The 14,622-nt window shown below is 62.0% G+C and carries 14 protein-coding genes; 5 read left to right on the plus strand and 9 right to left on the minus strand.

Annotated elements, in window-relative coordinates:
- The first annotated feature begins 123 nt into the window (after positions 1 to 123).
- Complete coding sequence (locus FB009_RS07805) at positions 124 to 969, plus strand: DUF6030 family protein (protein WP_012067129.1); 846 nt, start codon at positions 124 to 126, stop codon at positions 967 to 969.
- Between the two features lie 11 nt (positions 970 to 980).
- Here FB009_RS07805 and FB009_RS07810 read toward each other — a convergent pair whose 3' ends face one another.
- The gene (locus FB009_RS07810) at positions 981 to 1,412 is read right to left on the minus strand and encodes an Lrp/AsnC family transcriptional regulator (RefSeq protein ID WP_024310848.1); all 432 of its coding nucleotides are present in this window, start codon (positions 1,410 to 1,412) and stop codon (positions 981 to 983) included.
- Between the two features lie 126 nt (positions 1,413 to 1,538).
- Between FB009_RS07810 and FB009_RS07815 the strand changes: the two genes are divergently transcribed.
- Entirely contained in the window at positions 1,539 to 2,642 is a 1,104-nt protein-coding gene (locus FB009_RS07815) for a saccharopine dehydrogenase family protein (RefSeq protein ID WP_012067131.1), read from the plus strand.
- Positions 2,643 to 2,906: 264 nt separating this feature from the next.
- Here the strand turns inward: FB009_RS07815 and FB009_RS07820 are convergent, their stop codons facing one another.
- The 7 genes from FB009_RS07820 to FB009_RS07850 form a co-directional block, all read right to left on the minus strand.
- On the minus strand, positions 2,907 to 3,311 hold the full coding sequence (locus FB009_RS07820) for a F0F1 ATP synthase subunit epsilon (RefSeq protein WP_012067132.1): 405 nt from the start codon (positions 3,309 to 3,311) through the stop codon (positions 2,907 to 2,909).
- A 122-nt stretch (positions 3,312 to 3,433) separates the two neighbouring features.
- Positions 3,434 to 4,963, minus strand: coding sequence for a F0F1 ATP synthase subunit beta (gene atpD / locus FB009_RS07825; RefSeq protein WP_012067133.1), 1,530 nt, complete (start codon positions 4,961 to 4,963; stop codon positions 3,434 to 3,436).
- 24 nt (positions 4,964 to 4,987) lie between these two features.
- Positions 4,988 to 5,863: a F0F1 ATP synthase subunit gamma gene (locus tag FB009_RS07830; protein WP_012067134.1), complete on the minus strand. Its 876-nt coding sequence runs from the start codon at positions 5,861 to 5,863 to the stop codon at positions 4,988 to 4,990.
- 27 nt (positions 5,864 to 5,890) lie between these two features.
- Positions 5,891 to 7,420: a F0F1 ATP synthase subunit alpha gene (gene atpA, locus FB009_RS07835; protein ID WP_012067135.1), complete on the minus strand. Its 1,530-nt coding sequence runs from the start codon at positions 7,418 to 7,420 to the stop codon at positions 5,891 to 5,893.
- Entirely contained in the window at positions 7,420 to 7,986 is a 567-nt protein-coding gene (locus tag FB009_RS07840; RefSeq protein ID WP_012067136.1) for a F0F1 ATP synthase subunit delta, read from the minus strand. Before FB009_RS07840 ends, atpA begins: the two co-directional genes overlap by 1 nt.
- 237 nt (positions 7,987 to 8,223) lie before the next feature.
- Entirely contained in the window at positions 8,224 to 8,610 is a 387-nt protein-coding gene (locus FB009_RS07845) for an AGROH133_08824 family phage infection protein (RefSeq protein WP_012067137.1), read from the minus strand.
- A 122-nt stretch (positions 8,611 to 8,732) separates the two neighbouring features.
- A complete protein-coding gene (locus tag FB009_RS07850; RefSeq protein WP_012067138.1) occupies positions 8,733 to 10,937 on the minus strand; it encodes a primosomal protein N' in 2,205 nt (734 codons plus the stop codon).
- Positions 10,938 to 11,112: 175 nt separating this feature from the next.
- Here FB009_RS07850 and fsa point away from each other — a divergent pair, with 175 nt between their 5' ends.
- On the plus strand, positions 11,113 to 11,766 hold the full coding sequence (fsa, locus tag FB009_RS07855) for a fructose-6-phosphate aldolase (protein WP_012067139.1): 654 nt from the start codon (positions 11,113 to 11,115) through the stop codon (positions 11,764 to 11,766).
- A 74-nt stretch (positions 11,767 to 11,840) separates the two neighbouring features.
- Here the strand turns inward: fsa and FB009_RS07860 are convergent, their stop codons facing one another.
- The gene (locus FB009_RS07860) at positions 11,841 to 13,280 is read right to left on the minus strand and encodes an alpha/beta hydrolase (RefSeq protein WP_024310849.1); all 1,440 of its coding nucleotides are present in this window, start codon (positions 13,278 to 13,280) and stop codon (positions 11,841 to 11,843) included.
- Here FB009_RS07860 and FB009_RS33115 point away from each other — a divergent pair.
- Both FB009_RS33115 and FB009_RS07870 read left to right on the plus strand, forming a co-directional pair.
- Positions 13,188 to 13,403 (plus strand): transferrin-binding protein-like solute binding protein, encoded by a 216-nt coding sequence (locus FB009_RS33115; protein ID WP_234705059.1) that lies wholly within the window; start codon positions 13,188 to 13,190, stop codon positions 13,401 to 13,403. The genes FB009_RS07860 and FB009_RS33115 overlap by 93 nt on opposite strands.
- A gap of 213 nt (positions 13,404 to 13,616) precedes the next feature.
- Complete coding sequence (locus FB009_RS07870; protein WP_234710101.1) at positions 13,617 to 14,570, plus strand: surface lipoprotein assembly modifier; 954 nt, start codon at positions 13,617 to 13,619, stop codon at positions 14,568 to 14,570.
- The last annotated feature ends 52 nt before the right edge of the window (positions 14,571 to 14,622 follow it).

Raw genomic sequence — 14,622 nt, forward strand, 5'->3', positions numbered from 1 at the left:
GCGACCAGCCCCTCGTCAGCCTCTTGGACGCAGGCGCCCTGATCCCTTATGGTGCGCCACTACTGAGGTTTGGAGCGGTACGCCACAAGCGTGGTCCTCTCCGTGGCGGAGTAACGACGCAAGATGGAGAAGAAGCAGAAAGGCCGTTCCGGCATCGCTTTCTTCTTCTTCGCCATGGGGCTCATCTTCGCGGCGATCGCGGCAACCGTGCTCCTTGCCAACGAGCAGCGAAACTTGAAACAGATCCTGTCCCGGCTGGGCTTTCATACGCCGGCGCCGCAGGCGGAGCGGCAGCCGCGGATCGCCCGCGGGCCGCGTAAAGAACCCGATCAGCCGAAGGGTTTCCTGCCCGCCCACATCTTCGCGGATCTTCAGACACCGGAACAGCAATTCATCCGCCAGATCCGCAGTGACCCGCGGGCCCTTTGCGAAGGGCTGAGCGATGCCGGCTTCCGCGACCTCGAATGGAAATCGGCCGAGAGCGGCCGCTGGGAATGCTCGTCGCTCGTTCCCTTCGTCCGTCCCGGCCAGGAGCCGAGCTCGTCCATCTTCATCCTGGTCAAGGGCCGCGGAGAGGAGGAGATCACATCCTTTCGCGTGAAGCTCAATATCGAGCATGGCGGCGATACGCCCGTCGTCACCAGTGCTGCGGCAAGGGCTGCTTCCGTATTCTTGAACGAGGTCCGTTGGGCCGGCAGCGCGAGCATCACTCTCAAGATCCAGGCACTACAGGAATTCGACCTCGAGCGCTTCGGCAGTCGTATCCAGTTCCGGCGTGAAATGGGGGATACGCCCCGCTACAACTTCCTTGCTAACCAGACCGCGCGCACGCGGCCGAAGAGCGTTGCCGAGCTATATTTCGACCGCGAAAAATGGCTGACGCCGGGCGAGGGTGCGAGCGTTTCCTTCATCCAGGGTCCCAGCGCCTGGCCACGGCCGGGCCCGCAACCCGCTACTCCGGCACAGTGAGGAGCCGGCGTTCAACGGTCGATGCGGGTCGAAAGAATGATCGACGACAGGGTCTTTTCGACACCCTCGATCTCGCCGATGCGGTCGATCAGCAGATCCAGTTCGCTGATCGAGGAAGCCGCGACGACCGCGATCAGATCGAAACTGCCGCTGACCGAATGCAGCATGCGGATTTCGCCAATGGCGGCAAGTTCCGGCGTGACCCGGCTCAGCGCCCGGGGCGCGATGGTGATCAGGACATGCGCTCGCACGAGACCCTTCTCGTAGCTTTCCGAGAGCCGCACGCCGTAGCCCGCGATCACCCCCTCACGCTCCAGCCGTTCGATTCGGGCCTGTACGGTCGTGCGCGACAGGCCGAGGCGCCGGGCGATCGTCGCCGTGGACATGCGAGCGTTCTCGCTCAGGATGGCGAGGAGTTCGCGGTCTTTGTCGGTTACCTGCATATCGTCGGCTTTCGTCGGCGAATTGCCGAACATAAGCCGACGATTTAGCCATATCGAAGCTTCAAATCAATAGGTGGCAGCGCGACAATGGCGGTGGAAAAGGCTCATGCCCCGGGGAATTTTAGAATGAAAGACATCGTCGTCATCGGCGCCGGCAAAATCGGCTCCACCATCGCCCGCATGCTGGCACATAGCGGGGACTACCGCGTCTGCATCGCCGATCGCAGTGGCGAACAATTGCAGCAGGTCGAGAAGCACGACGCCGTTTCGACCGCCGTCGTCGATATTGCCGACAGGAAGGCGCTGGTCGCCCTGCTCTCCGGCAAGTTCGCAGTTCTGAGCGCCGCCCCGTTCCATCTGACAGTCGAGATCGCCGAGGCTGCAGCCGAAGCCGACGTCCACTATCTCGATTTGACCGAGGACGTCGAATCGACCCGTCAGGTCAAGGCCATCGCGGCGGACTCCAGGACCGCCTTCATCCCGCAATGCGGCCTTGCACCCGGCTTCATCTCGATTGTCGCCAATGACCTTACCCGGCATTTCGACACGCTCGAAAGCGTGCGCATGCGTGTCGGCGCGTTGCCGCAGTACCCGTCGAACGCTCTGAACTACAATCTCACCTGGAGCACCGACGGCGTCATCAACGAATATATCGAGCCCTGCGAAGCGATCGTCGAAGGATCTCTGATCGAAGTTCCCGCCATGGAGGAGCGCGAGGAGTTTTCGCTCGACGGCGTCACCTATGAGGCCTTCAACACCTCAGGCGGGCTGGGCACGCTTTGCGAAACGCTCAAGGGCAAGGTCCGGACCCTCAACTATAAGACGATCCGTTATCCTGGCCACGCCGCGATCTTCAAGGCGCTTCTGAACGATCTCGGCCTGCGTCACCGCCGCGAAGTGCTGAAGGACATACTGGAGAACGCTCTGCCGACGACGACCCAGGACGTGGTCGTGATCTTCGTCACGGTCTCCGGCTTTCGCGAAGGCCGCCTGGTGCAGGAAACCTACGCCAATAAGGTCTATAGCGGCGTCGTGGCAGGACGCATGCAGAGCGGCATCCAGATCACCACCGCCGGCAGCATCTGCGCCGTCCTCGACATGCTCTCCGAGGGCAAGATTCCGACCAAAGGCTTCATCCGCCAGGAAGACATCGCCCTCGACAGCTTCCTCGCCAACCGCTTCGGCCATTACTACGCCCAGAAGCACCAGACCGAGCGCGCAGTGAGCTGACCCCGAGTTCAGGTCGAGAACCAGCATGCCCGGGCCTTGTCCGGGCATTTTTCGTTCCTGCCTGAGAAGCCCCTCATCCGCCTGCCGGCACCTTTACCCGCAAGCGGGGAGAAGTCGCGGCAGCGGGATGATGGGCGGCAGGGACGGAGAGCTTTCTGCCCCGCCGTGCTCCTTCTCGAGGTGAACGGCATGGTCTGTCCAGAAACGAAAAACCCCGCTCGAGGCGGGGTTGGATAGGCATTATCCCTTATCGGGATGTCCCTTTCAGGCCGGGATCACGATCTCCCCGAGCTTCGTGAGTTCGGCGACGAGTTGCTCCAGGCGGGTTTTCTTCTCGTCGCTCGCGCCTTCGAGTTCGGCACGTGCCGCTTCGATGCGGTTCTCGAGAACCGTGCTGTCCAGCTCGTCGACATGGACGGCGGATTCGGCCAGCAGCGTGCAGCCGGTCGGCAGGATGTCGGCAAAACCGCCGAAAACGGCGTAGCGTTCGGTATTGCCGGCGGCGGTTTTCACCGCGACTACGCCCGGCCGGACGGTCGTCATGGTCGGCGCGTGATTGGCCATCACGGTCATCTCGCCCTCGGTCGCCGGAATGACGACTTCCGTCACCGTCTCCGAGACCAGCAGGCGCTCGGGGGAAACAAGCTCAAAATTGAAAGTTTCGGCCATGACCATTCACTTCTGGTGAGCGCGCCGCGGGTCGGCGGGCTGTGCACGTTCTCCGCCGTCACTGATCGCGGCGGGACGAAGGCCGTGGCGCGAAATGTGCGCGCCACGGTTCACGAGGCAGTTTAAGCGGCTTCGGCAGCCAGCTTCTTGGCCTTCTCGACGGCTTCCTCGATGGAACCGACCATGTAGAAGGCGGCTTCCGGCAGGTGGTCGTACTCGCCGTTGACGAGGCCCTTGAAGCCCTTGATCGTATCTTCGAGCGCGACCAGCTTGCCCGGCGAACCGGTGAAGACTTCGGCGACGAAGAACGGCTGCGACAGGAAGCGCTCGATCTTGCGGGCGCGGGCAACGGCGATCTTGTCCTCTTCGGAAAGTTCGTCCATGCCCAGGATGGCGATGATGTCCTGGAGCGCCTTGTAGCGCTGCAGCGTGCCCTGGACCTTACGCGCGACTTCGTAATGCTCTTCTCCGACGACCATCGGGTCGAGCATGCGCGAGGTCGAGTCGAGCGGGTCCACGGCCGGGTAGATACCCTTTTCGGCGATCGAGCGCGACAGAACGGTCGTTGCGTCCAGGTGGGCGAACGAGGTCGCCGGTGCGGGGTCGGTCAAATCGTCGGCGGGAACGTAGATCGCCTGAACCGAAGTGATAGAGCCCTTGGTGGTGGTGGTGATGCGCTCCTGCATTTGACCCATGTCCGTGGCCAGCGTCGGCTGATAACCCACGGCCGAAGGAATACGGCCGAGAAGAGCCGACACTTCCGAACCTGCCTGGGTAAAGCGGAAGATGTTGTCCACGAAGAACAGAACGTCCTGGCCTTCGTCGCGGAACTGTTCGGCGACCGTCAGGCCGGTCAGCGCGACGCGCGCACGGGCGCCCGGCGGTTCGTTCATCTGACCGTAAACGAGCGCAGCCTTGGAGCCTTCGCCGCCGCCGTGCTTGTTCACGCCGGATTCGATCATTTCGTGGTACAGGTCGTTTCCTTCGCGGGTCCGTTCACCGACACCTGCGAAGACGGAGTAACCGCCATGCGCCTTGGCGACGTTGTTGATCAGTTCCATGATCAGAACGGTCTTGCCCACACCTGCGCCGCCGAAGAGGCCGATCTTGCCGCCCTTGGCGTAAGGAGCCAACAGGTCGACAACCTTGATGCCGGTAACGAGGATCTGCGCTTCCGTCGACTGGTCGACATAGGCCGGCGCATCCTGGTGGATCGCGCGGCGCGCGGAGGTCTTGAGCGGACCGGCTTCGTCGACCGGCTCGCCGATGACGTTCATGATGCGTCCGAGCGTTTCCTTGCCGACCGGAACCGCGATCGGGGCGCCCGTGTCGGTGACCTTCTGGCCGCGAACGAGACCTTCCGTCGAGTCCATGGCAATCGTGCGGACCGAATTTTCGCCGAGATGCTGCGCGACTTCGAGAACGAGGCGGTTGCCGTTATTGTCGGTTTCCAGTGCGTTCAGGATCTTCGGGAGCTGGCCTTCTTCGAAAGCCACGTCGACGACGGCGCCGATGACCTGCGTCACGCGGCCGACAGCACCCGTAGCCGCAACGACTGTGGTGGCAGAAGCTGTCTTGGCGGAAGCTGCCTTCTTCGGAGCAGCTGGCTTCTTCGCCGCTGCGGTTTCTTTCGGGGTAGCTGCCTTAGCCATAATTCTTACCCTCTTCTCGTAACCTTAGAGCGCTTCCGCGCCAGAGATGATTTCAATGAGTTCCTTGGTGATCTGCGCCTGCCGCTGACGGTTGTAGTTGAGCGTCAGCTTGTTGATCATCTCACCCGCATTGCGCGTCGCATTGTCCATGGCACTCATCTTCGCGCCCATTTCGCCGGCGACGTTCTCGAGCAGGGCCCGGAAGATCTGCACGGAGATATTGCGTGGAATGAGATCGCTCAGGATCGCCGCGGCGTCCGGCTCATATTCGTAGATCGCCGAAGCACCCTCGGCAACGGCTTCGCCGGCCGATGCTGGAATGAGCTGCTGGGCCGTCGGGATCTGAGAAATGACGGACTTGAACTCGGAATAGAACAGAGTGCAGACGTCGAACTCGCCATTGTCGAAGAGCTCGATGACCTTGTGGCCGATCCGGTCCGCGTTCTCGAAACCGATCTTCTTCACTTCGCGCAGGTCAACCCGGTCGATGATCAGCGACGCGAACTCGCGCCGAAGAATATCGAAGCCCTTCTTGCCGACGCAAATGATCTTGACCGTCTTGCCCTGGGCCAGGAGCTTGCGTACGTGGTCGCGGGCATGGCGGGCGATCTGCGAATTGAAACCGCCGCAAAGGCCGCGCTCGGCTGTGCAGACTACCAGCAGATGCGTGTCGTCCTTGCCGGTGCCCGTCATCAGCCGCGGCGCGCTGTCGTCCGCACCGACCGCCTGGGCGATATTGGAGAGAACGGCAGCCATGCGCTGCGAATAAGGCCGGGCGGCCTCGGCCGCCTCCTGGGCACGCCGAAGCTTCGCCGCGGCGACCATCTTCATCGCCTTGGTGATCTTCTGCGTCGCCTTGACGGAGGCGATCCGGTTCTTCAGATCCTTAAGTGAAGGCATCCGTTGTCCGTCCTAATTGAGGTCCGCTCAGGCGAAAGACTTGGCGAAGCTGTCGATTGCGGCCTTCAATTTGGCCTTGGTGTCGTCCGAGATCGCCTTTTCCGTGCGGATGGTATCCAGAACGGCCTTGCCTTCCGAACGCATGTAGGAAAGGAGACCCTGCTCGAACTTGCCCACGTCGGCGACCGGCAGCTTATCGAGAAAGCCATTGACGCCGGCAAAGATGACCGCGACCTGCTCTTCCGTCTTCAGCGGCGAGAACTGCGGCTGCTTCAGGAGTTCGGTCAGACGGGCACCGCGGTTGAGCAGGCGCTGCGTCGCGGCGTCGAGATCCGAACCGAACTGTGCGAAGGCCGCCATTTCGCGGTACTGGGCGAGCTCGCCCTTGATCGAACCGGCGACCTGCTTCATCGCCTTGATCTGGGCGGAGGAACCGACACGCGAGACCGACAGGCCGACGTTAACGGCCGGGCGGATGCCCTGGTAGAACAGATCGGTTTCAAGGAAGATCTGGCCGTCGGTGATCGAGATCACGTTGGTCGGGATGAACGCGGAAACATCGTTGCCCTGCGTCTCGATGACGGGCAGAGCCGTCAGCGAGCCGGCGCCATTGTCGTCGTTGAGCTTTGCAGCACGCTCCAGCAGGCGCGAATGCAGGTAGAAGACGTCGCCGGGATAGGCTTCGCGGCCCGGCGGGCGGCGGAGCAGCAGTGACATCTGACGGTAGGCGACGGCCTGCTTGGAGAGATCGTCATAACCGATCAGGGCGTGCTTGCCGCTGTCACGGAAATATTCGCCCATCGTGCAACCGGCAAACGGCGCCAGGTACTGCATCGGTGCGGCATCGGAAGCGGTCGCAGCAACGATGATCGAATACTGTAGCGCGCCGCGCTCCTCGAGCACCTTCACGAACTGGGCGACCGTCGAGCGCTTCTGGCCGATCGCGACATAGACGCAATAGAGCTTGTCGCCTTCCGGCCCATTGTCGTGAATGGCCTTCTGGTTGAGGATCGTGTCGAGAATGATGGCGGTCTTGCCGGTCTGGCGATCGCCGATGACGAGCTCGCGCTGGCCGCGACCAACCGGGATCAGTGCGTCGATGGCCTTGAGGCCGGTCGACATCGGCTCGTGAACCGACTTGCGCGGGATGATGCCGGGCGCCTTGACGTCCACGCGGGCACGCTGCTTGGCATTGATCGGGCCCTTGCCGTCGATCGGATTGCCGAGCGCGTCCACGACGCGGCCGAGCAGTTCCGGGCCGACCGGAACGTCCACGATGGCTCCGGTCCGCTTGACGGTGTCACCTTCCTTGATGTCACGGTCGGAACCGAAGATGACCACGCCGACATTGTCGGCTTCCAGGTTCAGCGCCATGCCGCGAATTCCGCCCGGGAATTCGACCATCTCGCCTGCCTGAACGTTGTCGAGGCCGTAGACGCGGGCAATACCGTCACCGACGGAAAGCACCTGACCCACTTCGGAAACTTCCGCTTCCTGGCCGAAATTTTTGATCTGATCTTTAAGAATAGCGGAAATTTCCGCGGCGCGGATATCCATCAGCCGACCTCTTTCAGTGCAAGCTTAAGGGTAGAGAGTTTGGTGCGAAGGGAGGTGTCAATCTGGCGGGAACCGACCTTGACGATCAGACCTCCAAGAATAGACGGGTCGACAGTGACGTTTACCGCCACGTCTTTGCCGGTGACGCCTTTCAGCGCCGCCTTCAATTCGGTTTCCTGCGCCGGGGTCAGCGCATGCGCCGACGTCACGTCGGCAGTGATTTCGCCCTTGTGGCGGGCAGCGAGCAGACGAAATGCCCTGATGATGCCCGGCAGCACGAAGAGACGGCGGTTGCGCGCGACGACTTTGAGGAAGTTGCCCACCAGCCCGGAGACGCCGAACTTCTCGACGAGGGCCGAAATTGCCTTGTACTGGTCGTCGGCAGAAAAGACCGGGCTTACGATCAGTCGCTTCAGATCCGCGCTGCCGTCGATCAGAGCCTGGATGCGCGTCAGGTCGGCACCGACCGCTTCGATCGATCCGGCTTCCAGAGCAAGCTCGAAAAGCGAGGAGGCATATCTTTCTGCAACACCGGAAATGAGCTGGGATGTGTCTGCCACGGGCACAAGCTTCTCTCAAAATCATCCAGGAATGTCAGACCCGGCGAACCTAAGACCTAACCTCTTGAATTTGCTGCAACAACTCGCAGGATATCGAGGCCTAGCGACCCACTTCCCCCGCAGTTCGCGGTTCGTCTAGCATAGGATGTTTGGACTCGCAACACGCCAAGGGCAGGAATGCGGGATTACCCGGCCGGTTAGGCCGAATTTTGCCGTAAATAGTGTCGCAGTCCTTGCCGGCGATCAGATCAGGCCGAAAACATAGGCAAGCGGCAGGATCGCAAGTGCCGCCTGGATAAGGAGTGCGAGCCAGTTGAAAAGGGTCGCGCCGTTGTCGCTCATGATGGACAGGATGCGACCGAACGTCGCGAGCGCGAAAGCCGCACCAACCGCGAGATAGACCATGGGCTGCGCAAGCAGGATGGCCCCGAGCCCCAGCCCGAGATGCATGCCGCCCATGGTCGAACGCGCCTCCGCGAGGCCTCCCCGTCTGCCCTCGGCGATCCCGATTCCGGCGGCTCGAAAGGTCAGGCGCGGCGCAAAGAGCATGACGAGCCCGATCAGCGCCGCGAGCGCGGCAGCACAAAAGGCAAGCAACTCCCCGGTTTCCGTCGGTATGTAGAACTCCATCGCCGTCCCGCCTGTTGATGCCGTGGGTCATCGCCCCGCGCCGAGTCGGCGCAGTGCGTGGGAGTGGTCTAGCCTATGTCCTCCCGGATGTGAATCGGTTGAAGGACGAAGGAGGACGGTGATCACAGGAAACTCTGCGGATCGATGTCGAGTTGGACGCTGATCGATCCGCGCTCCTTGGGGCCGGCCGCGATCATCGCCCGGACGAAAGTCTGCATGTCGCTGTTGCGCCGCCCGTGGACGAGCAGCCGGAAGCGATGCCGGCCGCGGATGAGCGCGAGCGGTGCTTCCGCCGGTCCGAGGATCGCGATGCCGTCGACGCGCGGCGCCGCGTTGCGCAATCCGCGGGCATGGCCCTCGGCATCGCCGCGGCTGTCGGCGGAAACGATGATCGAGGCGAGCCGGCCGAACGGAGGCAGCGCCGCCCTTTCCCGCTCATGGATTTCGCGCTGGTAGAAAGCATCGGAATCGCCCGACACGATCGCCTGCATGACCGGATGCTGCGGCTGATAGGTCTGCAGAAGGCCGAGGCTCTTGAGGCCCGTCCGGCCGGCGCGGCCAGTCACCTGAGAAAGCAGCTGAAATGTCCGTTCGGCCGCGCGCGGGTCGCCATTGGCAAGCCCCAGATCCGCATCGACGATGCCGACCAGCGTCATATTCGGGAAGTTGTGCCCTTTGGCAACGAGCTGCGTGCCGATGACGATGTCCGCCTCGCCGCGAGCGATCGCCTCGAGCTCCAGCCGCAGCCGCTTGACCCCCATCAGGTCGGAGGAAAGCACGATGGTGCGCGCGTCCGGAAAGTGCCGTTCGACCTCTTCGGCAATGCGCTCGACGCCGGGGCCGCAGGCAACGAGATGGTCGAGCGTGCCGCATTCCGGACAGGCTTCAGGGGTTCTCTCCGAGTAGCCGCAATGATGGCACTGGATCTGGCCGCGGAAGCGGTGCTCGACGAGCCAGCTCGAGCAGTCCGGGCACTGGAAACGATGGCCGCAGACACGGCAGAGCGTCAGCGGTGCGTAGCCGCGCCGATTGAGAAAGAGGAGCGCCTGCTGGCTGCGGCCGATCGTCTTGCCGATATGGTTCACGAGCACCGGCGAGAGGAAGCCGCCGCGTTCCGGCGGATGACGGCGCATGTCGACTATGCCGAGATCCGGCAGCGCCGCATCGCCGTAACGGGTCGGCAGATGGATCGGCCGGTAACGGCCCATCTCACCGTTTACCCGGCTCTCGACGGAAGGCGTGGCGGAGACGAGTACAACCGGAAAATTGCCGATGCGCCCGCGCACGACAGCCATGTCGCGCGCGTTGTAGAAAACGCGGTCCTCCTGCTTGTATGCGGGGTCGTGCTCTTCGTCGACGATGATGAGCCCGAGTTCTTCGAAGGGCAGGAACAACGCCGAGCGGGCGCCGGCGACGACGCGCACCTGACCGGTCGTCACCTGCCGCCAGACCTTCTCCCGCGTGCGCGGCGCGAGATCGGAGTGCCACTCCGCCGGCTTGGCGCCGAAACGGTCCTGGAAGCGTTCGAGAAAGCTTGCGGTAAGCGCGATCTCCGGCAGCAGGATCAGGACCTGTCTGCCGGCGCGCAGCGTGGCCGCGATCGCCTCGAAATACACCTCCGTCTTGCCGGAGCCGGTAATGCCGTCGATCAGCGAAACCGAGAACTTCCGCTCCTCGACGGCCGCCAGCAGGTCGACAGCCGCCTGCCTTTGCGGTCCTTCGAGGCGGGGCGCGGCGAAGGCTGGATCCGGTAGCGCGACGACGGGTGGCGGCGGCATGAAGACGGTTTCGAACACGCCCTGCGACGCCAGCCCGTCGATGACGCTGGACGAAACCCCGGCGGCATGCGCGAGCCCCGAGCGGGTCCAGGATAGTCCGTCGCTCGCTCTGGCAAGGACGCGCTCGCGCGCCGTCGTCATACGCTCGGGCCTCATGTCGGTCAGCCGCAGCGCTTCCACCATCGGCTCCGGATCGAAAGCCGCAGGCGCCCGCAGGGCCATGCGGGCGACGAGGCCTGGCGGCGTCAGCGTGTAGGCAGCAACCCAATCGAGAAAGGCGCGCATCTCGGGGCTGAGCGGCGGGCAATCGAAGACCTTTTCGATCGCCCTCAGCTTCTTCGGGTCGACGCCGCCGTCGTCTTCGCCGTCCCAGACGACGCCGACGACGAAACGGGGGCCGAGCGGCACTTGGACGATCGACCCCGGCTCGACCGCCATGCCCTCCGGCACCGCGTAGGAATAGGCCCTCGGCGCCGGCATGGGCACGAGGACGGGCACCACGCGGCGGTCCAGTACGGGGCCGAATAGATCGGTTGAATCAAGAGTCATTTTGCCGTGACCTTGCCACCGCTTTCAGTTAAAGAAAACTCGCAGCGAACCGCTGCCTTGCAGAAAGCAGGGTTTGTCACGGTTCCAACCGAGTTTCAACGCGCGCGATACCCGCCAAGGAATTTCCTGCTGCGGAGATGCGCCCGAAACGGCTGAGTGCCAAAGGAAGACTCCGATGAAATTTTTCGTTGATACCGCCGATGTGAAGGACATCCGGGAGCTGAACGACCTCGGCCTGCTCGACGGCGTCACCACCAATCCGTCATTGATCCTGAAGGCCGGCCGCGACATCGTCGAGGTCACCAAGGAAATCTGCTCGATCGTCGAGGGACCGGTTTCCGCCGAGGTCACCGCTACCGAATACAGTGCGATGATGAAGGAAGCGGCCGCACTTTCGAAGATCGCCGACAACATTTGCATCAAGCTGCCGCTGACGCTCGACGGCCTCAAGGCCTGCAAGGCGCTGACCTCGGACGGTCACCAGACCAACGTGACGCTTTGCTTCTCGGCCAACCAGGCCCTGCTCGCCGCCAAGGCCGGTGCGACATTCGTTTCGCCCTTCATCGGCCGCCTCGACGACATCGCCGTCGACGGCATGGATCTGATCCGCGAGATCCGCCACATCTACGACAATTACGGCTACGAGACCGAGATCCTCGCCGCCTCGGTGCGCACGGTCAACCACGTCAAGGAAGCCGCGCTCATCGGCGCCGACGTCGTCACCGCGCCGCCGGCGACGCTGAAGGCGCTGGTCAAGCACCCGCTGACCGACAAGGGTCTCGAAACGTTCCTCGCCGACTGGGCCAAGACAGGCCAGAAGATCGCCTGATCCTACGGCATTGGGCAGATTTTTAAGGGCCTCGCAGCAATGCGGGGCTTTTTCGTCTGTACGGGGTGACTCTCTCAGCTTTCGGAGGAACGGCAATCGAGAAAGCCGCGGTAGAGGCGAATCGTCGGTTCGAAATGACTATGGTAAAGCAGTTGCCCGGCGTTTGGCAGCGACAAGACCGGCACGCCCCCGAGCGACTGTGCCAGTTTGCGTCTCTCTGTGACGGAATGGATGAAATCCTGCGCCCCGTGGAGAAAAACGGCACGGCAGCCTGGCACGGGAAATCCGCTCCAGTCAGGCAAAGCCTGGTGATAAAAATCGTGCTTTATCGACTGCACCGAGGAGGCAAAGAACTTTCGCATCCTCTCGCCGCCGAAAGGCACTCCATATTCGGCGTCGATGATCGCCAAATCAGCCATATTGGGGCGATAGACGCTTAGAAGCAGATGCTTTAGCGTCTCCGGACGACGAATTCGCCGTCCATAAAAATCCATCAGGCGAGAGTAAAGGTGCCATTGGTGCATCGAGACGGTGAACAAGCCGGATCGAAGTCGCCCGGCTGTAGTTCGTGACGTGGTCGGCTTCACCGTTGCTCCAACCAAGGCAAGGGAAGACACCCGATCAGGGTGACGGCGAGCATATTCCAGCCCGTAAGCCGTTCCGCTTATGCAAGCCATGATATCGACCAGGTCGCCGCAAAAATGCTTTCGCGCGAGATCGATCCCTTCGCAGGCGTGATCGAGATGGGCGGAGACATTCAAAGCGGCTGTTTCTCGCGACATCGCGCCGTGGCGCAAGGGTATTATCAGGCGCGTGGAGAGAGTTTTGAGCGCCTCGATATCTCCTTCCCTGAGGTCCGGAAGGATCATTGGATGCAGCATTACGGCGGGCCGCCCGTCCACCGGGCCCACGTCCACGAAGCGGTGGCTTTTTCCGGATCGACAACGCAGGCGCAAGGTTCGCGCTCCGGGCGCGAACTCCCGCAGGAGATCGTCGAAGTAATCGTCGTGGGGCACGCCGGGGCGGGACACCGACGCGATTTCCAGGAAGACACGCGACAGGGCTCTGCTGGCGATCTCCGCCTGTGAACCGCCGCCAAGCTTGCGAGCGAGCGACTTGAACTGGGAGCGCTTCGTTTCGTGACTTACCCCGTCGAGAGCCGCGGCCGCGGCAAGGTTGAAGCCACAAATCAGTTGCTTCAACAGCCGCCGCTCTGAAGCAAAGAGTGGCTCATCGGAAGCAAGCTTACCGACCGCATCGAATAACGCAGAATCGCGGAGGACGATGAGGCGCGTGGGGCGGTCACTACCGCCGGGTACAATCACAGCCAGGCCATCATCAAGAAGAATCCCACTGCGCAATTCGCCTTGACGGCTCAAACCATCGGCAATGTTCTGCCACAATGCATTTTGCAGTTCCGCGTGTTTCAGTGGGCGAGGAATACCGTCGGCAAGGCCGGTGACCTCGCTATCGAAGCGGGCGGCCTTTCCGGTAACATCGCAACGGCCGACCAAGGGATGACCGGCACGGCGAACGGTCACTTCTATGGATCGAAGGCCCAGGAAGTTGGCGGCACCTTCGATCTGAAGGGCGGCGGCGCGACGATGGTTGGCGGGTACGGGGCCGTCAAACAGTAATGGGTCGCACGGTCTTCATGGCGGGCCTCCTTCTAGCAGGCGTGGCGACGGCTTCGGTTGCCGCCACGCCTGCCGAGATCGACGCCGGTTTCAAGCGCGATGACCGACGCCGGCACGGGCCGGGTGGATAGCGCCATAGAGGGCCTCCGGTTGCTTCTGTCGGAGACCGACGCCCCGCGCATCAGGCTTGAACTGGCGCGGCTGCTCCTGCGCATGGGCGACAACGCCGGTGCGCTTGCGCTGTTTCGCGAGGTTTATCTGGACAAGGAAACGCCGCAAAAGGTTCGCCGCAACATTCTTCCCTATATCGAAGAGGCGGAGTTGCGTGTGCTTCGCATCCGTTACGGGGCCAGGATCGTCACCGACAGCAATCCGTCCAAGGTCGGCGAGGGCGGCACGATCTATTTCAACGGCATCCCGCTCGAGTATCAGCCGCCGGCACAGAAGGAGATCTCCTACGGTATCGAGCCGTGGTTCTCCGCGGAAAAACTCTGGCAGAACGGCTACATCACAAAGTTTCATACATCGGCGCGACTTTTCGAGGAGGATGATCTGCGAGCGGGGTATTTTCGGCTTGCGGCCACCAAGCAAGTCGCCGCAATACCCGGTCTCTTTATCCAGGCAAGCGTCGACACCGGGCTCTCTCTAGATAGTTCATATGTGCTGCCCACCGCCGAATCCTGGAAGCGGTTCCGACTATCCGATACGATGGGTGTCGGTCTTGGCGGCCAGGCGGGATACATGTTTGCGCAGGAGAAGGATGTCTCCGGGCCGTTCTACAGGGCGTATGTTTTCGGAGACTGGACATTCCAGCCTGATGCCACGGTGTTCGGGAAAATTTCAGCAGAAACGCTCAGAAGTCGGAATGATCACTATAGCTTCGTTTCCACAAAGATCGACTTCGGATTTAATTTCCGCATCGCCGATATACAGTTGACGCCGCAAATAAGCTGGAAGAAAACGAATTTCGCCGAACATGGCACTTTCTGGGCCAGCCATCGTCGAGATACGACGACAAGGCCGGAGATAATGATCTCAAGCGACCGTTTTGAGTGGAATGGGATCCGCCCCGAGGTGAGCGTCTTTTATGAGAAGCGCACCAGCAACGTCCCACTCTACGAGTATGATCAATTTGGCGGCCATTTGAATTTGCGCAAGCTGTTCTGACGAATGAATGATTCGGCGCTATCAACCTGATGTTCTTGCCTGCAGTCACCGG

Source organism: Sinorhizobium medicae (assembly GCF_007827695.1).
Taxonomy (GTDB): Bacteria; Pseudomonadota; Alphaproteobacteria; order Rhizobiales; family Rhizobiaceae; genus Sinorhizobium; species Sinorhizobium medicae.